At 72.5% G+C, this 23,839-nt stretch carries 20 protein-coding genes; 12 read left to right on the top strand and 8 right to left on the bottom strand.

The features are described 5' to 3' along the window. Positions 1-65 precede the first annotated feature (65 nt). Positions 66-416: a nitrite reductase small subunit NirD gene (gene nirD, locus ACZ7M2_RS04285; protein WP_471594061.1), complete on the bottom strand. Its 351-nt coding sequence runs from the start codon at positions 414-416 to the stop codon at positions 66-68. Further along, the gene (gene nirB, locus ACZ7M2_RS04280; protein ID WP_471594060.1) at positions 413-3,046 is read right to left on the bottom strand and encodes a nitrite reductase large subunit NirB; all 2,634 of its coding nucleotides are present in this window, start codon (positions 3,044-3,046) and stop codon (positions 413-415) included. Before nirB ends, nirD begins: the two co-directional genes overlap by 4 nt. A gap of 367 nt (positions 3,047-3,413) precedes the next feature. Here nirB and ACZ7M2_RS04275 point away from each other — a divergent pair, with 367 nt between their 5' ends. Genes ACZ7M2_RS04275 through ACZ7M2_RS04260 form a run of 4 tightly spaced genes read left to right on the top strand, consistent with a single transcriptional unit; the run spans position 3,414 to position 6,737 of the window. Next, the gene (locus ACZ7M2_RS04275) at positions 3,414-3,941 is read left to right on the top strand and encodes a hypothetical protein (RefSeq protein ID WP_471594059.1); all 528 of its coding nucleotides are present in this window, start codon (positions 3,414-3,416) and stop codon (positions 3,939-3,941) included. Positions 3,942-3,950: 9 nt separating this feature from the next. Beyond that, positions 3,951-5,240, top strand: a complete 1,290-nt coding sequence (locus tag ACZ7M2_RS04270; RefSeq protein WP_471594058.1) for a sensor histidine kinase — start codon at positions 3,951-3,953, stop codon at positions 5,238-5,240. Between the two features lie 50 nt (positions 5,241-5,290). Further along, positions 5,291-5,944 carry a LuxR C-terminal-related transcriptional regulator gene (locus ACZ7M2_RS04265; RefSeq protein ID WP_471594057.1) on the top strand — a complete coding sequence of 218 codons (654 nt, stop codon included), beginning with the start codon at positions 5,291-5,293 and terminating at the stop codon, positions 5,942-5,944. 10 nt (positions 5,945-5,954) lie between these two features. Further along, positions 5,955-6,737 (top strand): sulfite exporter TauE/SafE family protein, encoded by a 783-nt coding sequence (locus tag ACZ7M2_RS04260; protein WP_352046103.1) that lies wholly within the window; start codon positions 5,955-5,957, stop codon positions 6,735-6,737. Between the two features lie 16 nt (positions 6,738-6,753). Here the strand turns inward: ACZ7M2_RS04260 and ACZ7M2_RS04255 are convergent, their stop codons facing one another. The 3 genes from ACZ7M2_RS04255 to ACZ7M2_RS04245 form a co-directional block, all read right to left on the bottom strand. After that, on the bottom strand, positions 6,754-7,371 hold the full coding sequence (locus tag ACZ7M2_RS04255) for a class F sortase (protein WP_471594056.1): 618 nt from the start codon (positions 7,369-7,371) through the stop codon (positions 6,754-6,756). A gap of 186 nt (positions 7,372-7,557) precedes the next feature. Further along, complete coding sequence (locus ACZ7M2_RS04250) at positions 7,558-8,079, bottom strand: hypothetical protein (RefSeq protein ID WP_471594055.1); 522 nt, start codon at positions 8,077-8,079, stop codon at positions 7,558-7,560. 770 nt (positions 8,080-8,849) lie between these two features. Next, on the bottom strand, positions 8,850-10,520 hold the full coding sequence (locus ACZ7M2_RS04245; RefSeq protein WP_471594054.1) for a M4 family metallopeptidase: 1,671 nt from the start codon (positions 10,518-10,520) through the stop codon (positions 8,850-8,852). A gap of 151 nt (positions 10,521-10,671) precedes the next feature. Between ACZ7M2_RS04245 and cutA the strand changes: the two genes are divergently transcribed. The 3 genes from cutA to ACZ7M2_RS04230 all read left to right on the top strand — a co-directional run bounded on the left by cutA (position 10,672) and on the right by ACZ7M2_RS04230 (position 11,779). After that, positions 10,672-11,040: a divalent-cation tolerance protein CutA gene (gene cutA, locus ACZ7M2_RS04240; RefSeq protein WP_471594053.1), complete on the top strand. Its 369-nt coding sequence runs from the start codon at positions 10,672-10,674 to the stop codon at positions 11,038-11,040. Beyond that, complete coding sequence (locus ACZ7M2_RS04235; RefSeq protein WP_471594052.1) at positions 11,037-11,447, top strand: gamma-glutamylcyclotransferase family protein; 411 nt, start codon at positions 11,037-11,039, stop codon at positions 11,445-11,447. The genes cutA and ACZ7M2_RS04235 overlap by 4 nt, the downstream gene beginning before the upstream one ends. Before the next feature lie 107 nt (positions 11,448-11,554). Next, the gene (locus tag ACZ7M2_RS04230; protein ID WP_471594051.1) at positions 11,555-11,779 is read left to right on the top strand and encodes a hypothetical protein; all 225 of its coding nucleotides are present in this window, start codon (positions 11,555-11,557) and stop codon (positions 11,777-11,779) included. A gap of 3 nt (positions 11,780-11,782) precedes the next feature. On the opposite strand, the gene ACZ7M2_RS04225 is transcribed toward ACZ7M2_RS04230, so the two are convergent. The 3 genes from ACZ7M2_RS04225 to ACZ7M2_RS04215 form a co-directional block, all read right to left on the bottom strand. After that, positions 11,783-13,891, bottom strand: coding sequence for a glycoside hydrolase family 36 protein (locus tag ACZ7M2_RS04225; protein WP_471594050.1), 2,109 nt, complete (start codon positions 13,889-13,891; stop codon positions 11,783-11,785). 141 nt (positions 13,892-14,032) lie between these two features. Then, positions 14,033-15,568, bottom strand: coding sequence for a membrane-associated oxidoreductase (locus tag ACZ7M2_RS04220; RefSeq protein ID WP_471594518.1), 1,536 nt, complete (start codon positions 15,566-15,568; stop codon positions 14,033-14,035). An 8-nt stretch (positions 15,569-15,576) separates the two neighbouring features. Continuing rightward, on the bottom strand, positions 15,577-16,284 hold the full coding sequence (locus ACZ7M2_RS04215; protein WP_471594049.1) for a SanA/YdcF family protein: 708 nt from the start codon (positions 16,282-16,284) through the stop codon (positions 15,577-15,579). Between the two features lie 355 nt (positions 16,285-16,639). On the opposite strand from ACZ7M2_RS04215, the gene ACZ7M2_RS04210 reads away from it, so the two are divergent. The 5 genes from ACZ7M2_RS04210 (at position 16,640) to ACZ7M2_RS04190 (ending at position 23,834) form a co-directional block, all read left to right on the top strand. After that, positions 16,640-17,464: a sirohydrochlorin chelatase gene (locus ACZ7M2_RS04210; RefSeq protein ID WP_471594048.1), complete on the top strand. Its 825-nt coding sequence runs from the start codon at positions 16,640-16,642 to the stop codon at positions 17,462-17,464. Positions 17,465-17,526: 62 nt separating this feature from the next. Next, on the top strand, positions 17,527-18,915 hold the full coding sequence (locus tag ACZ7M2_RS04205) for a deoxyguanosinetriphosphate triphosphohydrolase (protein ID WP_471594047.1): 1,389 nt from the start codon (positions 17,527-17,529) through the stop codon (positions 18,913-18,915). Positions 18,916-19,006: 91 nt separating this feature from the next. Beyond that, on the top strand, positions 19,007-20,272 hold the full coding sequence (locus ACZ7M2_RS04200) for an NAD(P)/FAD-dependent oxidoreductase (RefSeq protein WP_471594046.1): 1,266 nt from the start codon (positions 19,007-19,009) through the stop codon (positions 20,270-20,272). Positions 20,273-20,417: 145 nt separating this feature from the next. After that, entirely contained in the window at positions 20,418-22,322 is a 1,905-nt protein-coding gene (gene dnaG, locus ACZ7M2_RS04195; protein WP_471594045.1) for a DNA primase, read from the top strand. Positions 22,323-22,523: 201 nt separating this feature from the next. Further along, the gene (locus ACZ7M2_RS04190) at positions 22,524-23,834 is read left to right on the top strand and encodes an RNA polymerase sigma factor (RefSeq protein ID WP_471594044.1); all 1,311 of its coding nucleotides are present in this window, start codon (positions 22,524-22,526) and stop codon (positions 23,832-23,834) included. The last annotated feature ends 5 nt before the right edge of the window (positions 23,835-23,839 follow it).

The following is a 23,839-nucleotide window of genomic DNA, read 5'->3' as shown; positions in this document are numbered from 1 at the left end:
GAATGATCGGTCAAGTATGACCGGGGTGACCGGCGGGCGCGAGGAGGTCCCGGTCACCCCGGCCGTCAGGAAATCCGGACCTCGTACGTCGTTACCCGTACGGTCTCGTCGTCCAGGCACCGGCCCGACTCCAGGTCGAACCGCTGCTTCAGCAGGGGCGAGGCCACGAACGGGCGGCCCTGGTGGGAGCCGATCAGGCCGCGGGAGAGGACCGCCGCGCCGCTGAACGGATCGCGGTTGTCGATGGCGTACATCCGGCCCGCGCGGTCGAGGAAGACGGCCGCCTGGCCGCCGTCCGGGAGCAGGGCGGCGACTCCGCGGCCCGGCGTCAGCGCGGACAGGTCGCAGAGGGCCAACCAGGAGTCCGTCAGGCGGATGTGGACGGTGAGGGTGGTTGTTTCGGGTGCCAGGGTCATCGCTGGGCGCTTCCTTCCAGGGCTTCAGAGGGGCGGCGGCCGATGCTCAGCAGCGGCAGGTCCGGCTTGATCTGGTCGCGTTCGGGGACGAAGCCGACGACCGGGTCGGGGGTGTCCGGGGCGTTCACGAAGGACACGAACCGGGCCAGTTTCTCGGGGTCGTTGATGGTCTCGGCCCACTCGTCGCGGTAGGCGGCGACATGCGCGGCCATCAGCGACTCCAGTTCCTCGCAGATGCCGAGCGAGTCCTCCACGACCACCTCGCGTACGTGGTCCAGGCCGCCCGGAATCCGCTCCAGCCAGGTCGACGTGCGCTCCAGGCGGTCCGCCGTGCGGATGTAGAACATCAGGAACCGGTCGATCAGGCGGACGAGTTCGGCGTCGGAGAGGTCCTGTGCGAGCAGGTCCGCGTGGCGCGGGGTGGCGCCGCCGTTGCCGCCGACGTACAGGTTCCATCCGTTGGCGGTGGCGATCACGCCGAAGTCCTTGGACTGGGCCTCGGCGCACTCGCGGGCGCATCCGGAGACCGCCGACTTGAGCTTGTGCGGGGAGCGCAGACCCCGGTAGCGCAGCTCCAGGTCGATCGCCATGCGGACGGAGTCCTGGACGCCGTAGCGGCACCAGGTCCGCCCGACGCAGGATTTGACCGTGCGCAGGGCCTTTCCGTACGCGTGCCCGGACTCGAAGCCCGCGTCCACCAGCCTCGCCCAGATGAGGGGGAGTTGCTCGACCCGCGCGCCGAACAGGTCGATGCGCTGGCCGCCCGTGATCTTCGTGTAGAGGCCGAAGTCCCGGGCCACCTCGCCGATCACGATCAGCTTCTCCGGGGTGATCTCACCGCCGGGGATGCGCGGCACGATCGAATACGAGCCGTTCTTCTGGAGGTTGGCGAGGAAGTGGTCGTTGGTGTCCTGAAGGGCAGCCTGTTCGCCGTCCAGGACATAGCCGCTGGCGCCGATGGTCGGGGCGAGGGAGGCGATGATGGAGGCGACGGCCGGCTTGCAGACCTCGCAGCCCTCGCCACCCCGGGCGCCCTCGCGGCCGTAGCGGTCCAGCATGACCTGGAAGGAGGGGACGCGCAGCGCGAGGGCGATCTCGTACAGCTCCTCGCGGGTCTGGGAGAAGCAGCCGCACAGGCCGTGGTCGACCTCGACGCCGCTCGCGGCCAGCTCCTCGTTGACGAGCTGGCCGAGGACCTTGACGCAACTCCCGCACCCCGTACCGGCCTTGGTGCACTTCTTGACCTCGGGCACGGTGGTGCAGGAGTGCTCGGTGACCGCGCCGCGGATCGTGCCCTTGGTGACGTTGTGGCAGGAACAGATGACCGCGGAGTCGGGGAGCGCGGAGGGGCCGAGCGCGACCGGGGCGCCCGCGCCCGCCGGGAGCACCAGCTGCTCGGGGGCGATCGGCGGCACGGATCCGGTGAAGGCCCGCAGGGTGCCGTACGCGTCCGCGTCGCCGACCAGGATGCCGCCGAGCAGTTCGCCGCCGCGGCCGATGACCAGCTTCTTGTACGTGCCCGAGCGCGAGTCGGAGTAGACGACGTCGAGGCAGTCGGAGGTGGCGCCGTGCGCGTCACCGAAGGACGCGACGTCGACGCCGAGCAACTTCAGCTTCGTGGACAGGTCGGCGCCCGTGAAGCTGGCCTCGTCCGCGGCGATCGTCGCGGCGGCCGTCTCGGCCATCTCGTAGCCGGGCGCGACCAGGCCGTACACCCGGCCGTCCGAGGCGAGGGCACACTCGCCGATCGCGAACACGTGCGGGTCCGACGTGCGGCACTGGTCGTCGACCGTGATGCCGCCGCGCTCGCCGACCGTGAGCCCGGTGTCGCGGGCGAGCTGGTCGCGCGGGCGGACGCCGGCCGAGAACACCACGAGATCCGTGGGGAGTTCGGAGCCGTCGGAGAGCTTCATCCCGGTCACGGCGCCGTCGTCGCCGGTGACGATCTCCTGGGTGCCCGTGCCCGTGTGCACGCTCAGGCCCATGTCCTGGATGGTGCGCAGGAGCGCCGCGCCGCCGCCCTCGTCGACCTGTACGGGCATCAGGCGCGGAGCGAACTCCACGATGTGCGTGGTCAGTCCGAGTCCCTTCAGCGCGCCCGCGGCTTCGAGCCCGAGCAGGCCGCCGCCGACCACCGCGCCCGTCGTCGCCCGTGCCTTCGCGTACTCCTCGATGGCGAGCAGGTCCTCGATGGTGCGGTACACGAAGCAGCCCTCGGCGTCCTTGCCGGGCACCGGCGGGACGAAGGGGTACGAGCCGGTGGCGAGGACCAGGGTGTCGTACGCGATGACCAGACCCGAGCGCGCGGTGACCCGCCTGGCCTCCCGGTCGATCGTCTCGGCCGGGTCGCCGAGGTGCAGTTCGATGCCGTGCGTGGTGATGAACTCGGCGTCGGTGAGGGAGAGTTCCTCCGCGGTGCGGCCCGAGAAGTACGAGGTGAGCTGGACGCGGTCGTACGCCGGGCGCGGCTCCTCACACAGCACGACCACACGGTGCGTGGCGGTCAGGCCGCGTTCGGCGAGCGCTTCGAGGAAGCGCTGGCCGACCATGCCATGGCCGACGAGCACGATGGTGTGCGCGCTGCCGTCGGTGGCGTTCGCCGCCGTCGTCATCGTCGTGTCCGTGGACATTCAGGAGCCTCCGTCGTTGGTGAGCAGGTGGAGCAGCGGGGCGCTGTCTGCGGGGGAGCGGTGCGGTTCCCTCCCGGGCCCTCCGGTTTCGCCCGGTCTCCCGGGCCGGGAGCGAGGGTGAACCGGGTCAGGGAGCGGGCGCATTCGAGGTCATGCACCGCAGCCTGCGACGCCGGTGTTACCCGGTCGCATCACGGCTGTTTCCCGGGAGGAACGCTGCCCTCAGCGGGAGCGACACCCGGTTGTGAGGGTGTGGTGGGGTCAACCGAACCCCCGGTCCTCGTGCGGGCACGATCGATCGCGGCGCCCCGGCACGGAAGCCTTGAGGCATCGGGATCCACCCGCTGACGCACAGGGGGACAGAAACATGGCCACCTTCGAGAAGCCCCGGCAGGAGCAGAAGCCGCCGCTGCCGCCGCCCCGCGACGACTCCGCCGTACGGGCCTGGCTGTTCGTCCGTGAAGCGTTCACCGCGGGCACCTGGCGCCGGGTCGCGTACGCGCTGCTGGCGTTCCCCGTGGGGGTGCTCTGCGTCCCGCTGGCTCTGCTGGGCGCCCCGACCGGGCGGTGGCAGCGGGGGCTCGTCCGACGTCTCCTGGGCCGGGAGCTGTCCGGGTCCTCGCGGGGACTGGCCCACGCCACGGCCGCCGTACCCCTCAATCTCCTGGTGCTGGCCGTCACCGTCTACGGCTGGTCCCTGGTGCCGATGAACCTGGGCTGGCCGCTGCGCGCCGCCGGTTCCGACTACTCCGACGCGTGGGGAGGGCCGACCTTCGCGGGGGCCTGGGCGTTCCACGCGATCGTCGGCGGGTTCGGCTTCCTGCTGCTCATGCCGTGGCTCGGCCGGGCCCTGGCAGCCGTCCAGCTCCGCCTCGCCGCGGCACTCCTCTCCTAGGTTGACGCCATGCACCCCCTCCGCAACCGCCTCCGCGCACTCGTGGCCTTCCCCTTCGGGCGGAAGGCCCTCTCGGCGCTTCTCTACGGGGTGATCGCCTTCCCGCTCGCCCTGGTCGGGTTCGTCCTCACCCTCGTGGGACTGTTGGTCGGGGGCGTGCTGTCCGTGACCACGCTGGGACTGTGGCTGGTCGCCGTCACCGTGCGCGGGGCGCTGGCGCTCGGCAGGCTCCAACGCGGTCTCGCGCGAGGACTGTTGGGGCTGGAGATCGAGGAGCCGGAGCGCCGCGAAGGTGCCGGGATCCTGGGCTGGCGGCGGGCGCTGCTCGGTGACCGGAGCGGGTGGCGCGCCGTCGGCTGCGCGCTGGCGACCCCCTTCACCGCCGTCTTCGGGTACACCGCTGTCGTCATCGGCTACGTCTATGGCGTCCTGCTCACCCTCCACCCCCTCCTCAAGCGGTGGAACTACGACACCCGGCGGGCGAGCGACGGCACGACGCACCGGGTGTCGCTGGAGTTCTTCGGGTTCCAGGTCGACTCCTGGCCACGGTGGCTGATCCCGGCGGCCCTCGGGCTGCTGCTCCTCGCCACCGCGTCCTGGCTGCTGCGCCAGGCCCTCGCCCCGCACCGGGCGCTGCTCGGCGCGCTGCTCGGCCCCGACCCCGCCGAGCGCCGCATCCGCACCCTGGAGGAGACCCGCGCCCAGGCCGTGGACGACGCGGCGGCGACCCTGCGCCGGATCGAACGCGACCTGCACGACGGGACGCAGGCCCGGCTCGTCGGCCTCGCGATGCACCTCACGATGATCAGGGAGCTGATCGGCGCGGGGGCTTCCCCCGACCGGCTCCTCGCCGTCGTCGACACCGCGCGGGGCAACGCGACCCAGGCCATCGCCGACCTGCGCCATCTGGTGAAGGGCATCCACCCTCCCGTACTGGACCAGGGTCTGGACACCGCCCTGGCCACCCTCGCCGCCGACAGCGCCCTGCCCGTCGAGGTCGCCGCCGACATCACGGACCGCCCGAGCCCGGCCGTCGAGTCGATCGCGTACTTCTGCGCCGCCGAACTCCTCGCCAATGCCGCCAAGCACAGCGGGGCGAGCGGTGCGGCGGTGAGCGTGACCGCCCGGGACGGACTGCTGCGGCTGAGCGTGCGCGACGACGGACGCGGGGGAGCGGTGATCGGCGCGGGCTCGGGCCTGACCGGGCTGCTGGCCCGCGCCCGGACCGTCGACGGCACACTCACCTGCGACAGCCCCCCGGGAGGCCCTACGGTGGTCACGGTCGAGCTTCCCGGCTGACCGAACCGCCCTCCTGTCCGAGCCGCCCTCCTGACGATCACGGGGATCACATGCGCGTCGTCATCGCCGAGGACTCCGCCCTCCTGCGCGATGGGCTGGTCCAGCTGCTGCGGCTGCGGGACGTGGAGGTCGCGGCGGCCGTCGGGGACGCCGAGACACTGCTCGCCGCCGTGGCCGAGCACCGTCCGGACGTGGCCGTCGTCGACATCAGGCTGCCGCCCACGCAGACCGACGAGGGTGTGCGGGCGGCCGTACGGCTGCGGGAGGACCACCCCGGCCTCGGGGTGCTGATCCTCTCGCAGTACGTGGAGACGACGTACGCCCGGCAACTGCTCGCCGACCCGGCCGGGATCGGCTATCTGCTGAAGGAACGGGTCGTCGACATCGGCGAGTTCGTGGACGCCATGGAACGGGTCGCCGCAGGCGGCACCGCCCTGGACCCCGAGGTCGTCGCGCAGCTCTTCGGCGCGAGCCGGCGCGCCACCGCCCTCGACAGGCTCACACCGCGCGAGCGCGAGGTGCTCGCCCTGATGGCGGAGGGCCGGACGAACCAGTCGATCGCCGGCGCCTTCACCGTCTCGGAACGCGCCGTCGAGAAACACATCGCCAACATCTTCACCAAGCTCGACCTGCCGCCGTCGGGCACCGGGCACCGACGGGTGCTGGCGGTCCTGCGCTACCTGGGCTCGGTGACCGTCACATAGGGTCGCGATCATGCCCGACATATCGCTGACCATCGTCGTTGTGCTCTGCCTCGCCTCCCTCGCGGCGGGCTGGATCGACGCCGTGGTGGGCGGTGGCGGGCTGCTGCTGCTCCCCGCGATGCTGCTCGGACTGCCGGGCGGTACACCGGCGGCGTACGCGCTCGGGACGAACAAGGCGGTCGCGATCGTCGGGACGACCGGCGCGGCGGTGACGTACGCGCGCAAGGCGCCGGTGGACGTGCGGCTGGCCGTGCGGATCGGGCTCGCGGCGCTGGCGGGCTCCACGGCCGGTGCCTTCGTGGCCGCCGGGCTGAGTACGGACGTGCTGAAGCCGGTGGTCATGGTGGTGCTGCTCGGCGTCGGGACCTTCGTCATGCTGCGGCCCGCCTTCGGTACGGCGCCCTCGACCGAGCCCGTGTCCGCGCGGCGCGTGCTGGCCGCGATCGGGCTCGCGGGCCTCGGGATCGGCTTCTACGACGGGCTCATCGGCCCCGGCACGGGTACGTTCCTCGTCCTGGCGCTGACCGCGCTGCTCCACTTCGACCTGGTGACCGCCTCCGCCACCGCGAAGATCGTCAACTGCTGCACCAACGCGGGCGCTCTCGCGACCTTCGCCTGGAAGGGCACGGTGTACTGGCAACTGGCCGCGCTGATGGCCGTGTTCAACCTGGTGGGCGGCATGGTGGGGGCGCACACGGCGCTCAAGAAGGGCAGCGGGTTCGTCCGGGTGGTGCTGCTGACGGTGGTGTTCGCGCTGGTGGCGAATCTGGCGTACCAGCAGTGGATCGCGTAGGCGCCGCAGGTGCCGGTCAGCGGCTGCCGGTGAGGTGGGCGAAGACGACCACGTTCCCCTGGTACCCGGTGGCCTTCGAGTAGTCGCCGCCACAGGTGATGACGCGCAGCTCGGGGCGGGACGCGGCGCCGTACACCTTCTCGTCCGGGAAGTCGCGGGCCGCGTAGACCTCGACGGCGTCGACGGTGAACAGCGCGGTGCCGCCGTCGCGGCGGGCCACCTCGATGGCGCTGCCCTTCTTGAGGGCGCCGAGGTTGTAGAAGACGGCGGGACCGTTGGCGTTGTCGACGTGGCCCGCGACGATCGCGGTGCCTCGCTCGCCGGGGGTGGTGCCGGCCTGGTACCAGCCCGCGAGGTTCTTCTCCCCGGCGGGCGGCACGTCGAGGCTGCCCTGCGGGGTGAGACCGAGACCCGTCAGCGGGGCGTTCACGCCGATGGAGGGGATGCGGATGCGCTCGGGCGGGGAGTGGCGGAGCGCGGGAGCGCCCTGCCGGAGGGCGTCGCCGGTGCCGGCCTGGGCGGCGGAGGGCTGGGGCGGTGGGTGGACCTGGGTGCCGTTGTGGAGCAGCCAGGTCCCTGAGCAGAGGGCGACCACGGTGACGGAAGCTATCGCGGTGTTGCTGACCCGGCGCATGTGAGCCTCCTCTCGGGGTCAGGCGTTGTGCGGTTGTGGTCGTGACGGTCGTCGTGGTCCTGGTTGCAACCGTGGTCGTGGTCGTGGTCGTGATGGGTCCCCTTCCCCCTCCGGGCCGCGAGGGGCGTCGGGCCACGGAGGGGGAGGGGACGGCGGTACCGGCGGACGGACAGCGGAGGGTGTCCGTCAGATCCCGTCGCCTCTCGCCCGGCGATGCAGGAGCCAGGTACCGCCCGCGGCGGCGACGGCCAGGGCCGCCACTCCCGCCGCGGTCTGCACGGGGTCGGGGCCGAGTGCGCCGCCGACCCCCGTGTTCACATGCCCACGCGGCAGATGGATCTGTTCGCGTGTGGCGGTCAGGTTCACGATCAGGTCGCCGGTGACCTGTCGGCCGTGGGAGCATTTCGCGACGATCTCGTACGTCCCCGGCTGGGCGCTCGGCGGCACCTTGAACTGGCCGATCGCGTCCTGTTCGTGGGCGCTGGCGGCGAGTATGAAGATGCCCGCGCCGACCGCGCTGGCGTCACCCGTGGCGGTGCTGTCCGCCCCGCACGCCGCCGTGTTGACGGTGACGTCGGCCCCCGGGACGACGGTGGAGGGGAACACCTCCAGACTCTCCGTGGACCCGCCGTACGCGGGCGCGGTGGCGAGGCCCACCGCGGCGACGGCGAGCGCGGTACCGGTCAGCAGACGGGCTGTGCGTCGCATGGCTGTGCTCCTCCGAGGGGGCGCGGCCGGCGGCACCCCCAAGTGCCGCTGTGTCGGTCGTGCCCCTGCCCTTCCGAGGTAAGTGGCAGTCGGTCGGGTTCGCTTCCTGAGAGGGCGTCACAAATGCGGGGAAAGAGCGCTGGACGAGGGTGTCCGAGGGGCCGGAACGATGGCGTTCCAGCAGGTCACCGGCGTACGGCTGAGGTGTCGCGGCAAAGAAGCCGAAGAGCGCGGGGAGGGGGTGCGAACGGGTGACGGGGGCGAGTGGGAGGCGCGGTGACCTCAAGGATGGTTGAGGTGACGGCTCGTGCGCCATGAAGGCGATCACGAGGGCCGTTTCGGTCCCGTCGTCGCCGACCGGCCGCCGCGGGCACCGCACCCGGCGTCCCGGACCGCGCCGTCACGCCCACCCGGACGGCCCGGGGCACCGCGAGTCGACCGCTCCGGCCGCCCCTGCCGCCGCGGGCACCGCACCCGGCGTCCCGGACCGCGCCGTCACGCCCACCCGGACGGCCCGGGGCGCCGCGAGTCGACGGCTCCGACCGCCCCTGCCGCTCCGGCCGCCGCGGGCACCGCACCCGGCGTCCCGGACCGCGCCGTCACGCCCACCCGGACGGCCCGGGGCGCCGCGAGTCGACGGCCCCGACCGCCCCTGCCGCCCGGGCCGCTCCGGCCGCTTCGGCCGCCTCGGCACGAGCGTGTGCCGCACGTGCCGGGGCGGTCGGAGCGTGCCGGGGCAGCCGGTCGAGGCTCTGCCAGGCGCCTGGCGTTCAGCTCACGGACACCGCGGACCAGGCCGCCGCCACCGCGTTGTACTCCGTGCTTGTGGCCCCGTACAGGTCCTTCGCCGCGCTCAGCGTCGCCGTCCGCGCGCCCGCGTAGTTGGTCGAGGACGTCATGTAGACCGTCAGCGCCCGGTACCAGATCGCGCCGAGCTTGTCCCGGCCGATGCCGGTGACCGTGGAGTTGTTGCAGGTGGGGGAGTTGTAGCTGACCCCGTTGATGGTCTTCGCGCCGCTGCCCTCGGCGAGCAGGTACGCGAAGTGGTTCGCGACGCCGGACGAGTAGTGGACGTCGAGATTGCCGACCGAGGAGCTCCAGCAGTTCGCGGAGTTGCCGTCCTTGGAGGGCTGGTCCATGAACCGCAGGGCCGCCTTGCCGAAGCCGGAGCGGACGATCTTCTCGCCGATCAGATAGTCCCCGGGGTCGGCGGAGTTGTTCGCGTAGAACTCCACCAGCGTGCCGAAGATGTCGGAGGTCGCCTCGTTCAGGCCGCCGGACTCGCCCGAGTACGTCAGCGCCGCCGTCTTCGACGTGACACCGTGGGACATCTCGTGACCGGCCACGTCGAGCCCGACCAGCGGCCCGAGCGTCGTCCCGTCACCGTCCCCGTACGTCATGCAGAAGCAATTGTCGTCCCAGAACGCGTTGTTGTAGTTGTTGCCGTAGTGCACGCGGTTGTACGAGCCCTTGCCGTCGCCCGCGATGCCGGTGCGGCCGTGGACGTTCTTGTAGTAGTCCCAGGTCTCGTTCGTGCCGTACTGGGCGTCGACCGCGGCCGAGGAACGGTCCGAAGCCGCCCCGGTTCCCCAGTGGTTGTCGGCGTCCGTGAAGAGGGTCGCCGGAGCGCGGCTGACGCAGATCCCGAAGATGCACAGGTCCGTCTTGTTCGCCGCGTCGCCCGTGTACGTGTTCCCGCGCGTCGGGTCCTTGAGCTGGTACGTCGATCCGGAGGGCGTGGTCTCCAGCGGGACCGTGCCGCTGTAGAGGGACCGGCCGTCACCCGTCGCCGTCTCGATGCTGTCCCAGGCGTCGATCTGCCGGCCGCTGCGGGCGTCGGTCAGCACGGTGCGGGCGACCGGGTTGCCCAGCGAGTCCTGGCCCACCACGTTGGTGCGCCAGGCCAGCCGGGGTGCGCCGTGCAGGGCGTCCACGACGAGCTGGGGCGTGGCCGTCACCTTCTTCAGCGTCTCGCCGAGGTGCGCGGCGCGCAGCGCGGCGGTGGCCAGGTCGGCGGCCTCGGGGGCGGCGAGCGCGGGCGTGGTGGTGGGGACGGAGAGGTCGCGGGAGGTGGCACGGTTCGCGCCGCGGTAGGAGCCGTCGCGGGCGAGGTGGACGACGAAGTCGCCGCCCAGGACCGGCAGTTTCCGGTACGTGCGGTCGTAGCGCACATGCTGGCCGCCGTCCGCGTCGACGACCACGTCACGGACGCTGGTGCCCTCGGCGGAGGTCAGGCCCAGCCGGGTGGCCTCCTTCACCAGGGCCGCGGCGGCGTTGTCGATCGCGGTGACGCGGTCGGGCCGGCCGGTGGCGCCCGCGGTGGGGGTCAGCGCGGCCGCCAGCAGGGCGGTGGCGGCCGCGGCCACACCGGCCGCGGCCAGGCGGGAGCCTCGGGTGTGCGGTCGGGTACCTCGGGTCTGCCGTATCCGGATCCGACTCATCGGTCTCCTCGGGGAGGGGCGCTCAGACGCGTGGGGGCGCTGATGTCGAGTCAGAGTTAAAGGTCCATGACATGTCATGTCCATAGCCCGTGCGCGATTCCGCGAGGTGTGGAGAGAATCGTTTCCGCACCCTCACGAATGGGAGACGATCATGGAGATTGCCGCCGGAACGGCTTCCTGGCTGACCGTGCTGACCACGACCGACGCCCCCGAGAAGGCGGAGGCGCTCGCGCGCGGCGCGGTCGAGGCGCGGGTCGCGGCCTGCGCGCAGATCGCCGGGCCGGTGACCTCCGTCTACCGGTGGAAGGGGGCGGTGGAGACCGCGAGCGAGTGGCAGGTGCTGTTCAAGACCACGAGTGCGCGGTACGACGCGCTGGAGACGTATCTCCTCGCGGCGCACGACTACGACACCCCCGAGATCATCGCGACGCCCGTCGTCCGGGGGAGCGCGGACTATCTGCGCTGGGTCGAGGAGGAGACCGTGGAAGGGGAGAGCGTGGAGGGGGAGAGTGGCGAGTGACCGTCCCCTTCTTCGTCTACGGCACCCTGCGCCCCGGCGGGCACAACCACGACCTGTTCCTCCGCGGCCGTACGGAGTCGGAGGAGCCCGGCCGGATGCGGGGAGCCGTGCTGTACGAAGGGCCCGGATATCCGTACGCCGTCGAGGAGCCCGGAGGTGTCGTGCGCGGGGAGTTGGTGACCGCGCTCCCGGAGGCGTACGGGCAGTTGCTCGGCGCGCTGGACCGGCTGGAGGAGTACGTGCCGGGCGCCCCCCGCAACCTGTACGAGCGGGTGGCACGGGAGGTGACCCGCGCGGACGGCACGGCCGTACGGGCCTGGGTGTACGTGGCCGCCCCCGCCGTCGCCGCGCGGCTGCGGGCCGGCGGCACACGCGTCGAGGGCGGGGACTGGCACGCGGGTCGTTGAGGGCACGGGCGCGCCTGTCATCGAGGAGCCCACTCGTGCGGGTGGCCACTCCGCGTGACTCCGCGCGCCCCCACGGCCGCGCCCCGGGCCGCCCCTAGGGTCCCGCCATGACCGACAGCGACATCACCCGGCGCCGTCTCCTCGCGCTGGGCGGCGCGGGTGCGGGGGCCGCTCTGGGGCTCGGGATCAACGCGTGCTCGTCGAGTCCCTCGAACACCTCGAAGCCCCCGGACACCTCGAAATCCCCGAACACCTCGTCCCCGGTGACCCCCGGCTCCTCGTCCGCTCCGCACGCGCCTCCGGAGACAGGGGCGGCGCCCTCGCCCAGGTGACCGCTACACGGTGAGCCGCGTCAGCAGCACCGACGGAGCCTCCGGCAACGTCACCCGCAGCGCCGACCCGTCCCAGACCACCGGCCCCGCCGACCCGTGCAGTACGTCGACCCGCACCTCCCGCCCCGCCAAGTGCGCCGCGGGCAGGGCGACTTCGGGGTCATCGCCCGCCCTGCGCCACACCAGCACATACGTGGTGTCGAGGAACGGCACCCGCATCCCCAGCGCCACCCACGTGTCCCGCCACCCGGGCAGCCCCAGCGGCCAGAACGGCACCGACCGGCACAGATCGCCCCGGACTGCCTTATATGTCACCAACGCCTCCCGCACGAGGCCGAGTTGGTGCGGTGTCATGCGGTCCAGATGCCCGGAGAGATGAACCCGTCCCAGCAGCGCAGAGCCGAGGGTGAAGGTGATCTCCTCGTCCGTGAACTCCGGTTGCGGGTACGCCCACACGGCCCCCTGTTCGGGCGGCACCGCGGTCGGCGCGGCGGCCGCGATGGGCGGGTAGCGCAGGGGGTCCTGCTGGTCGGAGGTGGACTGGAGCTGGGCCACGGCCAGCGACGCGCCGTCCATGCGCAGCCCGCCCGAACCGCAGTTCTCGACGACCAGACCCGGGTGGCGGTCCAGGACGGCCGACAGCCAGGACAGCCAGGCGCGCGTGTGGTCGAGGAGACCGGGCGCGGAGGTGGTGATGTTGTAGTCGAGCTTGAGATAGCCCACACCCCACTCGCCGACGAGCCGGTCGACCGTCCGGTCGAGGTGCGCGCGGGCGGCCGGATGTGTCAGGTCCAGCTGGTGGCGGCCCTGTTCGGTGACGCGCACGCCGCCTTCGTGGCGCAGGAAGGCCTCGTCCGGCAGCTCGGTGGCGAGCGGACTGCGGACGCCGACCACCTCCGGTTCCAGCCACAGCCCCGGCACCATCCCGCGCTCCCGGATCCGGCCGAGCACGGCGTGGAGGCCGTCAGGGCCGGGGAAGCGCCGCGCCGACGGCAGCCAGGCGCCGACACTGTCCCACCAGCCCCCGCCGCCGTCCCCGCCCGTGTCCCCATCCGCATCCCCGTCCCCGCCCTCGTCGTCGTACCACCCGGCATCGACGCAGAAGTACTCCGCGCCCGCCTCGGCCGCCGCGTCGATCAGCGGCAGCAGCTTCTCGGTGGTCGGGTCGCCCATGAGGGTGTTCATGTAGTCGTTGAAGACGACGGGGAGTTGGTCGTGGTCGGGGTGCGGACGGCGGATCCGGCGCCGGTAGTCGGTCAGCGCGGTGAGCGCCCCGTCGAAGCCGTCGCCGAGCGCGAGAGCCGCGTACTCGGAGACGAACTCCGCCCCCGGGGACAGGACCTGACGCCATGAGTGGTCGTCCGCGGTCGGACCGCTCAGGGAGAGGTAGGTGTGGTGGTCCGCCTCGCCCGCCTCCCACAGCCAGCTCGCGGCGGACTCGATCTGCCAGAGCCAGCAGCGCCCGTCGGTGCGGTCGGTGAGCGCGCCCATCGCCAGATGCCCGTCGGTGGGCCAGCTCCCGCGCCCGGCGAGCCGCACCCCGGCCCGCCCGTCGTGCCCATGCAACGCCCGGCCGACGTCGGGCACGGACTCCCGCAACTCCTCGGCGTACCAGCGGCATTCGGCGAGCCAGTCGTTGCGTGCCCGGTGCACGTCGAGTACGTCGGGCGAGGGCAGCGCGCCCAGCAGCAGACTGCTCACGGAGCGCACGGTGACGGGTGTGTCGCCGTCGTTGCGGATCCGGACGCGGGCGCGCAGCACCGGTACCGCGTCCGGTGAGGAGTACTCGACGAAGACGGTCAGACCGCCCCGCCTGTCCTGGAGCTGGACGGTGAGGTGGTGCCAGCCGTCGCCGTACGCCGCGTGGTGGGCGCGGTGGGTCAGGCGCTGCCCGAGCGCCGTACCGGTGAAGTGCGGCCCGGACCAGCCGGTGCCCTGTCCGAGGAGGGTCACGTCGACGAGCGGCAGCGCGGCCCCGGCGGCCTCGGCGGCGTTCTTGGGCTCCGGTTCACCGGGCACGGTCAGCCGGACCAGGCGGGGTGTGCGGCCGTCCAGGTCGAAATCGGCGGTGAGTGCGGAATGGCCCCAGCGGTAGCTGAACTCCTGCGTCACGCGATCCCCCGCCGCCGAGTCGATCCCGCACCGGTCCAGAGCCCCGGCGCGGTGGTTGGCAGGGGCTCATGCTAGTGCCGGGGGCACCGTCAACGGGCCTATTCACGGGAGCCGTTCACCGCACGGAGGGCGGGCCGGAGACTACTGGCGGTTCAGGGAGCGTGTGACGCCCGCCGCGATCGTCGTGGCCAGGATCCAGCCGACGGCGATCAGCAGATACGAGAGCCACTGGTACCAGCCGCGCGGCGCGAAGGCCGTCTCCTGACCGAAGTCCACGAGGGGCAGCAGAAGGTCGAGGGTGTAGAAGACCGGGTTGAAGCCGGGCGCCTCGGCGGGCTTCAGGGCGGGCGGATGGTGCAGTGCGAAGGCGGTGGCGCCGGTGCACAGCAGCAACAGCAGCCAGCCCGCCGCGCGCATCGGCCGGTAGCCGTAGCCGACGGCCGCGTCCTGGAGCCGGCCCCAGAACCTGGCGTAGCGGGGGAGGGTGCGGCGGTGCCGGCGGAGTTTGGCCAGCTGGACCGTGCGCGCGGCGGCGTCGTCGCCCGCCGTGCGGTACGCGGCGGCCAACTGCTCGTAGGCGTGCGGAAGATAGCCGCCCTCCTCGCGTTCCAGCAGCGGCAGCCGCTGCTCGGCGGGCAGATGCGGGGCGAGGGCGCGGTAGCCGAGGCCGTCGATCCGGACGCGGTCGGGCCACACCCCCGGAGGCACGTGCAGAAGGTCCAGCTGGGAGCGGCGCAGGTTCACGGTGCCCACGATCGGCGCGGCCTCGCGCAGCCACAGCTCGCCGATGACACAGCTGCTGGCGCGCAGGGCCGGACCCCCGGGGTTGGACAGCCGGGCGTAGGCCAGATTGAGCTGGTGGGGAATCCTCGACCCGCTCAGGTTGACCCGGCCCCGCGCGCGCAGCCGCATGGCCCGCAGGTCGGTGCCGACCGACAGGGTCTCGGCGTGCAGGGCGGTCTCGCCCGCCGGTACGTGCAGATCGGCGTCGTCGAGGTTGACCTGACCGCCGACCGTGGCCCCGTTCAGCCGTACCTGGCCGTGCGCGAGGAGGCCGACGGCCCACAGGTCGGTGCCGATGGCCGCGTGGTTGAGCTGGAGAACCGGTTCCTCGGTCCCTTCCGGGTCCGGGGCGTCCGGGGTGTCCGGTGCCGCCGGGCGGCCCAGCCGCGCCCCGTTGACGAACACGGCGCCGGAGATCTTCGCGCCCTGGAGCCGCACTGGCCCGGTGACCCGGCAGCAGCTGAGCCGCAGCACCCCGTCGACCCGCAGGTTGCCGGCCTTGAGCCCGGGGAGCACCGAGTCGCTCAGCACCAGGGCGCGCAGCTGCGCCCCGTACAGCTTCAGAGGCTGCTCGAAGTGACAGAACCGCAGCTGCACGGCCTGTTCGACCGTCCCGTACACGAGATCCAGCTGTCCGGTGACGCGCGCGCCGGTGAGCTTCAGGCCGGCTATCTCGCCGTCGTGCGCCGGTCCGTCGATCAGCAGTGCCCGCAGCACCTCGGCGCGCACGGTCCGCTCGGGGCCCCAGGAGGCGCCGGTCGCGGGGTCGTCGGCGGGGTTCCCGCCGGAGTCGGCGGAGGCGGAGGCGGGCTCCTCGCGGAAGTCGACGCCCTCGCCGAGCGGAAAGGCCTCCCAGACGCGGCGTTCCGCGGGCGTCAGACCGGCGGGATCGATGACCGTCCTCACTTCCGCGCCGCCGCGAGGGCCCGCGCCACCCCCGGCTCCTTCGGCCCCAGGAACTGCGGATCGGGCTTGAACACCGCGTCCAGCAGGGCCTTGCCCGCCGCGAACACCTCGCGGGTGCCCCCGTAGTACCAGGTGACGTCGTGGGTGGCGTCGACCCCGACGCCGTACGACCGCACGCCCGCCGCCCGGCACAGCGCGACGGCCCGCCGGATGTGGAAGTTCTGGCTGATCAGCACGGCCTCGTGGACGCCGAAGATCTTCCGGGCCCGCACGCAGGAGTCCCAGGTGTCGAACCCGGCGTAGTCGCTGACGATCCGCCGGTCCGGCACCCCACGCTTCGTCAGATAGGTCCGCATCGCATCGGGTTCGTCGTAGTCCTTGCGGCTGTTGTCCCCCGTGACGAGCACGGCCTCGATCCGCCCGGCCCGGTACAGCTTCGCCGCCGCGTCCAGCCGGTGCGCGAGGTACGGGGACGGCTCGCCGTTCCACAGTCCGGCCCCGAACACCACCGCGACCTCGGTGCGCGGCGCGTCGGCCGTCGTACGCAGTCCGTCGGCCGTGCTCACGTACAGCCACGTCACCGGAAGCAGCGCCAGCACGCACAGCAGCATGACCGTCTGCAGCGCCCGCCGCTGCCCGGAGCGGGTGCGCGGCAGGCGGGGCAGCCGCGGTCTGAGGATCCTCGGGTGCGGCAGGCGCGGCATGGTTGTTCGTCCCCCCGGTGGCGTCCGATCACGTCGGTATTCGACAGATGGGGACGCAGCGTAAGCCCGTTCGGTTCGCCCGGGTACCGTGACCGGGCTCACTCGGCGCCGCGGAAGCGCAGGTGGGAGGTGCTCACACCGCCACCGCACCGGGCCGTGAAGCCCCGGAAAACACCTGACACGCCCGTGCAACCGCGCCGCAACCTCGTGCCGTCACCATCGGTCCATGACGGCGTCGAACCCCTCTCACGACGAGTCCAGGACCCTTCCCCACTCTCGGTTCCGCCCGAGTGGGGGGACCCCCATCGGCGGGCAGCCGCTCGGTGGCGCCCACCTCGACAGTACGGCGCAACTCATGAACGCGATCACCAGCCAGCTCGGCAGTCAGCTCAGCCTCGTGTCGCTGAACGGGGCCCGCCGCCCCGCGCCGCCGCCGCTCGTCCTCGTCGCGCACGGCAGCCGCGACCCGCGCGCGCTGAGCACCGTACGCACCCTGATCGAGCGCGTCCGCGAGCTGCGCCCGCACCTGTCCGTGCACCTCGGCCACATCGAGCTCAACGAACCGCTGCTGGCCGACACGCTCGCCTCCCTCGACGCCGAGGACGCCGCCGGCGGTGCCGTTCTCGTGCCGCTGCTGCTCAGCCGCGGCTACCACGTCAAGCGGGACATCCCCGAGGCCGCGGCGGCCGTACCGGGACTGCGGGCCCGTGTCGCCGCCCCGCTCGGCCCGCACCCGCTGCTCGTCGAGACGCTGTACGCGCGGCTCGTCGAGGCCGGCTGGCGGACCGGGATGAGCGACGCGGCCCGGCGCGCCGGCGGGGTCGTGCTCGCCGCCGCGGGCTCGCGCGACCCGGAGTCGATCACCGACACCCGCCGCACCGCCCAGCTGCTGGCCGAACGCCTCGGCGTGCCCGTCGTCCCCGCGTACGCCTCCGCCGCCGCGCCCACCGTCGCCGCCGCCGTGCGCGCCCTGGCCGCGCGGGGCCGCCACCGCATCGCCGTCGCCTCCTACTTCACCGCGCCCGGCCGCTTCGCCACCGAGTGCGCCGCGGCCGCCCCCTGGATCGCCGCCGCCCCGCTGGGCACCCACGCCGCGATGGCCCGCCTGGTCCTGCACCGCTACGACCAGGCCGTGGCGACCCCCGAACCGGCCCCGGAACGCGAGCTGGCCTCGGCCTGATCCACGCCTCCCGGCGGTAGGCCACGCCCCGTTTGTCACCGCCTGCGTTTACTGTCGGGTACATGGACGGCACTGCGAAGGCACCGACGGCATACGACGACCCCGCCACGCCGGGCGCGTACGACACGTACGACGAGTCGTCCGTCGAGCGCTGGGCCGCCGAGCCCGACAAACGCCCCGGCCGCACCGCCTTCCAGCGCGACCGCGCACGCGTGCTGCACTCCTCCGCGCTGCGCCGCCTCGCGGGCAAGACCCAGGTCGTCACCCCGGGCACGCTCCCCCAAGTTCTCGACTCCGCTCGAACAGGGGGGACCCCCATTCAGGCCTGGGACGCCAGCGCCCGCACCCGTCTCACCCACTCCCTGGAGTGCGCCCAGGTCGGCCGCGAGCTCGGCGCCGCCCTCGGCTGCGACCCCGACCTCGTCGAGGCGGCCTGCCTCTCCCACGACCTCGGCCACCCGCCCTTCGGACACAACGGCGAACAGGCGCTGAACGAGTTCGCGGAGGACTGCGGCGGCTTCGAGGGCAACGCGCAGTCGCTGCGCCTGCTGACCAGGATCGAGCCCAAGCGCTTCGTCCACGCGCAGGAGACGGGCGAACTCGTCAGCGTGGGACTGAACCTCACCCGCGCCGCCCTCGACGCCGCCACCAAGTACCCCTGGCCGCGCGGCGCCCACCCCACCGACCCCGCCTCGCCGAAGTTCGGGGCCTACGAGGACGACCGGCCGGTCTTCGACTGGGTCCGCAAGGGCGCCCCCGGCACCCGTACGTGCTTCGAGGCCCAGGTCATGGACTGGTCCGACGACGTGGCGTACTCGGTGCACGACGTCGAGGACGGTCTGCACGCCGGCCACATCGACCCCAACTGCCTGCACGCCGAGCCGGAACGCGAGGAAATCTTCAAGGTCGCCATCGGCCGGTACGTGCCCGCGGACACCGACCCGGCCGAGCTCTCCGCGGCCCTCGACCGGCTTCTGGAACAGGAGTGGTGGCCGCACGGGTACGACGGATCGGCCGTCGCGCAGGCCCGGTTGAAGGACGCCACCAGCCAGCTCATCGGCCGCTTCTGCCTGGCCGCCGAGGGCGCCACCCGCGCGCGGTACGGCACCGGCCGGCTCACCCGGTACGTGGCGGAGCTGGTCGTCCCGCGCGCCGCCCGCCACGAGTGCGCCGTCCTCAAGGCCGTCGCCGACCGGTACGTCATGCAGCGTGCCGAGCAGGAGCGGCTGCGCGCCGATCAGCGGATCGTCGTCGCCGAGCTGGCCGAGGCGCTCACCGCCCGCGCCCCGGACGGTCTCGACCCGCAGTTCCGGGCGCTGTTCGACGAGGCCGGGGACGATCGTGCGCGCAAGCGGGTGATCGTCGACCAGATTGCCTCGCTCACCGACGCCTCGGCACGTTCACTGCACCTCAGGCTCACCACCCGCCCCACAGGCGGCGGCGGAGTGTGACCCTGAGTGGCCTGATCGGGCCACTCCCTCTTCCCGCATCACGCTGCGTGCGGGACGCTCGCCTGGCGACAACGTTACGAGGAGGCATCAAGTGGTCGACGCGGATCAGACATTCGTCATCGTCGGAGGGGGCCTGGCCGGCGCCAAGGCGGCCGAGACGCTCCGAGCGGAGGGTTTCACCGGCCGCGTGATACTGATCTGCGACGAACGTGACCACCCTTACGAGCGCCCGCCGCTCTCCAAGGGCTATCTGCTCGGCAAGGAGGAGCGGGACAGCGTCTTCGTGCACGAACCCGCCTGGTACGCGCAGAACGACGTGGAGCTGCACCTCGGCCAGACCGTCGACGCCATCGACCGCACGGCCAAAACCGTCCGCTTCGGCGACGACGGCACCCTCGTCCACTACGACAAGCTGCTCCTCGCGACCGGCGCCGAGCCGCGCCGCCTCGACATCCCCGGGACGGATCTCGCGGGCGTCCACCACCTGCGCCGCCTCGCCCACGCCGAACGCCTCAAGGGCGTCCTGGCCGCGCTCGGCCGTGACAACGGCCACATCGTGATCGCGGGCGGGGGCTGGATCGGCCTGGAGGTCGCGGCGGCGGCCCGCGAGTACGGCGCCGAGGTCACCGTCGTCGAGCCCCATCCGACCCCGCTGCACGCGGTCCTCGGCCCCGAGCTGGGCAACCTCTTCGCCGAGCTGCACCGCGAGCACGGCGTCCGCTTCCACTTCGGGGCCCGGCTCACCGAGATCGTCGGCCAGGACGGCATGGTGCTCGCCGCCCGCACGGATGACGGCGAGGAGCACCCGGCCCACGACGTCCTGGCGGCCATCGGGGCGGCGCCGCGCATCGGGCTCGCGGAGGCCGCGGGCCTGGAGATCGCCGACCGCGTGTACGGCGGCGGTGTCGCGGTCGACGACCGCCTGCGCACCTCCGACCCCGACATCTACGCCGCCGGTGACGTCGCCTCCTTCCCGCACGCCCTCTTCGACACCCGGCTGCGTGTCGAGCACTGGGCCAACGCCCTCAACGGCGGACCGGCGGCGGCCCGCTCGATGCTGGACCACGGCGCGGTGTACGACCGCGTGCCCTATTTCTTCTCCGACCAGTACGACGTGGGGCTCGAGTACTCGGGCTGGGCACCCCCGGGGACGTACGACGAAGTGGTGATCCGGGGCGACGCGGGCAAGCGCCAGTTCATCGCCTTCTGGATGAAGGACGGGCGGGTGCTGGCCGGGATGAACGTGAATGTGTGGGACGTCACGGAAACCGTCCAGCGGCTGATCCGGTCCCGGGCCCAGGTGGACACCGAGGCGCTGGCGAACCCGCACGTACCGCTGGAGAGCCTTGTCCCCTGACCGATCGGAGGCCCCCGCGACGAACGGCGGCCGTCGACTGTCGCACCACCCCCGGCTGCGATTCCCGGGGGGCTACCCCCGGACCCCCGGCCGGGGGCGTTCGCCTCGCCCCAGGAGTGTCAGTCCGGCCCCGTAGAATCACCTCGTGGCTGGAAGGATCAACGACGAGGACGTGAAGGCGGTTCGGGACGCGGTCCCGATCGACGCCGTCGTGTCCGAGTACCTCCAGCTGCGCAACGCGGGCGGCGGAAACCTCAAGGGTCTGTGCCCCTTCCACGACGAGAAGTCCCCGTCCTTCCAGGTCAGCCCGAGCAAGGGTCTCTTCCACTGCTTCGGCTGCCAGGAAGGCGGCGACACCATCACGTTCGTGATGAAGGTCGACCACCTCACCTTCTCCGAGGCCGTCGAGCGCCTCGCCGGGCAGGCCGGCATCACCCTGCGCTACGAGGAGGGCGGGTACAACCCCTCCCACCAGCGCGGCGAGCGGATCCGCCTGGTCGAGGCGCACAAGATCGCCGCTCAGTACTACGTGGAGCAGCTCGACACCAGCCCCGAGGCCGACGCGGGCCGCAAGTTCCTCGCCGAGCGCGGTTTCGACCAGGCCGCCGCCGCGCACTTCGGCGTCGGCTACAGCCCCCAGGGCTGGGACCACCTCACCCGCCACCTGCGCGGCAAGGGCTTCACCGACAAGGAGCTGCTCCTCTCCGGCCTCTCCCAGGAGGGCCGCCGGGGCCCCATCGACCGCTTCCGCGGGCGCCTGATGTGGCCGATCCGCGACATCGGCGGCGAGGTCGTCGGCTTCGGCGCGCGCAAGCTGTACGAGGCGGACAACGGCCCGAAGTACCTGAACACGCCCGACACCGCGATCTACCGGAAGTCCCAGGTCCTCTACGGCATCGACCTCGCCAAGAAGGACATCGCCAAGGCCAGCCGCGCGGTCGTCGTCGAGGGCTACACCGACGTCATGGCCTGCCACCTGGCCGGCATCACCACCGCGATCGCGACCTGCGGCACGGCGTTCGGCGGCGACCACATCAAGATCCTCAGACGCCTTCTGATGGACAACGGCTCGGCCCGTGTGATCTTCACCTTCGACGGCGACTCGGCGGGCCAGAAGGCCGCCCTGCGCGCCTTCGAGGACGACCAGAAGTTCGCCGCCGAGACGTACATCGCCATCGCGCCGGACGGCATGGACCCCTGCGACCTGCGCCTCGCCAAGGGCGACGAGGCGGTCGCCGACCTCGTCGAACCCCGCACGCCCCTCTTCGAGTTCGCCCTGCGCCAGATCATCCTGCGCTACGACCTGGAGACCCCGGCGGGGCGCGCGGCGGCCCTGGACGAGGCGGCGCCCATCGTCGCCCGCATCAAGAACAGCGGCGCCCAGCACGAGGTCGCCGTGCAGCTCGCCGGCATGCTCGGCATCCTGGACACCCAGTTCGTGGTCAAGCGGGTGGCCCAGCTGGCCCGTTGGGCCCGCGACCGCGGCGGCAAGGGCCCGGCCCCCGCGGGCGGCCAGCGCCCCCAGCAGGCGTACGCCGCCGTCCGGACGCCCGCGGGCGGCCCGGCGCTCAACCTCCGCAATCCCGTCTACGCCACCGAGCGCGAGCTGCTCAAGCTCGCCCTCCAGCGGCCCGAGCTGGTCTCCCCGGCCTTCGACGCCTACGGGATCGACGAGTTCACCGCCGAGCCCTACGCCGCCGTACGCCTGGCGATCATGGAGTCGGGCGGCGCCGAGTACGGCACGCAGGACCCACAGGAGTATCTGGTCCGGGTCCGCGAGGCCGCTCCGGACGACGTGGTCCGCTCCATGGTCACCGAGCTGGCCGTCGAGGCGATCATGCGCAAGACCGTCGACGAGACCTACGCGGGCGACCAGCTCGTCATGGTCCGCCGCCGCGCCGTCGAGCGCCGCATCGTGGACGTCCAGGGCGCCCTGTCCCGCGCCAGCGCCCACGGCGACCCGGCCCAGCTGGCGGCCGTGCAGAACGAGTTGTGGGTGCTCCAGCAGTACGGACAGGCGCTGCGCGAGCGGGGCGCGGAGGCGCTCTGAGGCCGCCCCTGCCCGGTCCGAGACCCGGGCTGCCCGGATGGGCCCGGCGCACATGCCAATCCCGTACGCCGTTCAATCGGTTTCGCGCGCGCTGAGCTGCGCACTCGGAGGGCACGGTAACCACCGGGTCACGGACCGGACGCAAAAAGTCACCGCACGCCCCTCGTGGCGGCGATGTGTCGTACTCCACACTGGGTTCCGGTGCCTGAGTCCTCGGAGCGCGGCCGACCCGCACGCGACGGGTTTCCGATTCCCGCGGTTCCGCCAAACGACTACGGGATGGACAGCGGCGAGGCCGTCGACCCCATCCCCGACGTACCGCTGCCGCACGCCTCAGCAGCGACATTCCTGGAGGTCGCCCCCGTGCAGACCCAGACCCTCACACAGACCGACAACCTCACGGACGCGAATACGGACGCCGAGCCCGACGTCGTCACGGCGGTGCCCCCGCAGCGGGGTGCCGCGCACCACCCCGAGACGGAGCCGGACGGTCCGGCGGCGGACGCCGTCGAGGCCGAGGCCGAGCCCGTGGAGGTCGAAACCGAGGCCGAGGCCCCGGAACCCGTCGAACTGCCCCGGGGACGCGGTACGGACACCGGAGGCCCCTCCTCGGACCTGTTCCGCCAGTATCTGCGCGAGATCGGCCGCATTCCGCTGCTCACCGCGGCGGAGGAGGTCGAACTCGCTCGCCGCGTCGAAGCCGGACTCTTCGCCGAGGAGAAGCTCCGCCTCGCCCCCGACCTGGACAGCCAGCTCGCCCTCGACCTCGACAAACTCGTCGTCATGGGCCGCATGGCCAAGCGCCGCCTCATCGAGGCGAACCTGCGCCTCGTCGTCTCGGTCGCGAAACGCTATGTGGGCCGCGGGCTCACCATGCTCGACCTGGTCCAGGAGGGCAACCTCGGTCTGATCAGGGCGGTGGAGAAGTTCGACTACGCCCGTGGGTACAAGTTCTCGACGTACGCGACCTGGTGGATCCGGCAGGCCATGTCGCGGGCGCTGGCCGATCAGGCCCGTACGATCCGGGTCCCCGTCCACGTGGTCGAGTTGATCAACCGGGTCGTGCGGGTCCAGCGGCGGATGCTGCAGGAGCGCGGCTACGAACCGACGCCGGACGAGGTCGCCGCGCACCTCGACCTTCCCGGTGAGCGGGTGAGTGAGGTGCTGCGTCTCGCCCAGGAACCGGTGTCGTTGCACGCGCCGGTGGGGGAGGAGGACGACGTGGCGCTCGGCGACCTGATCGAGGACGGTGACGCGACGTCGCCGGTGGAGTCCGCCGCGTTCCTGCTCCTGCGGGAACACCTGGAAGCGGTGCTCTCCACGCTCGGCGAGCGTGAACGCAAGGTCGTCCAGCTCCGGTACGGGCTCGCCGACGGCCGCCCCCGCACGCTCGAGGAAATAGGCCGCATCTTCGGCGTCACCCGCGAACGCATCCGCCAGATCGAGTCCAAAACCCTCAACAAACTGAGGGACCACGCCTTCGCGGACCAACTCCGCGGCTACCTGGACTGACGCGG

It is taken from the genome of Streptomyces sp. NPDC111507 (assembly GCF_055638955.1).
The sequence above is the reverse complement of the archived record's forward strand: the minus strand, read 5'-3'. Positions and strand labels throughout refer to the sequence as shown.

Bases quoted from the DNA above. Each gene is read 5' to 3' on its own strand.
- nirD (WP_471594061.1), bottom strand. From the start codon at position 416: ATGACCCTGGCACCCGAAACAACCACCCTCACCGTCCACATCCGCCTG.
- nirB (WP_471594060.1), bottom strand. From the start codon at position 3,046: ATGTCCACGGACACGACGATGACGACGGCGGCGAACGCCACCGACGGC.
- ACZ7M2_RS04275 (WP_471594059.1), top strand. From the start codon at position 3,414: ATGGCCACCTTCGAGAAGCCCCGGCAGGAGCAGAAGCCGCCGCTGCCG.
- ACZ7M2_RS04270 (WP_471594058.1), top strand. From the start codon at position 3,951: ATGCACCCCCTCCGCAACCGCCTCCGCGCACTCGTGGCCTTCCCCTTC.
- ACZ7M2_RS04265 (WP_471594057.1), top strand. From the start codon at position 5,291: ATGCGCGTCGTCATCGCCGAGGACTCCGCCCTCCTGCGCGATGGGCTG.
- ACZ7M2_RS04260 (WP_352046103.1), top strand. From the start codon at position 5,955: ATGCCCGACATATCGCTGACCATCGTCGTTGTGCTCTGCCTCGCCTCC.
- ACZ7M2_RS04255 (WP_471594056.1), bottom strand. From the start codon at position 7,371: ATGCGCCGGGTCAGCAACACCGCGATAGCTTCCGTCACCGTGGTCGCC.
- ACZ7M2_RS04250 (WP_471594055.1), bottom strand. From the start codon at position 8,079: ATGCGACGCACAGCCCGTCTGCTGACCGGTACCGCGCTCGCCGTCGCC.
- ACZ7M2_RS04245 (WP_471594054.1), bottom strand. From the start codon at position 10,520: ATGAGTCGGATCCGGATACGGCAGACCCGAGGTACCCGACCGCACACC.
- cutA (WP_471594053.1), top strand. From the start codon at position 10,672: ATGGAGATTGCCGCCGGAACGGCTTCCTGGCTGACCGTGCTGACCACG.
- ACZ7M2_RS04230 (WP_471594051.1), top strand. From the start codon at position 11,555: ATGACCGACAGCGACATCACCCGGCGCCGTCTCCTCGCGCTGGGCGGC.
- ACZ7M2_RS04215 (WP_471594049.1), bottom strand. From the start codon at position 16,284: ATGCCGCGCCTGCCGCACCCGAGGATCCTCAGACCGCGGCTGCCCCGC.
- ACZ7M2_RS04210 (WP_471594048.1), top strand. From the start codon at position 16,640: ATGAACGCGATCACCAGCCAGCTCGGCAGTCAGCTCAGCCTCGTGTCG.
- ACZ7M2_RS04205 (WP_471594047.1), top strand. From the start codon at position 17,527: ATGGACGGCACTGCGAAGGCACCGACGGCATACGACGACCCCGCCACG.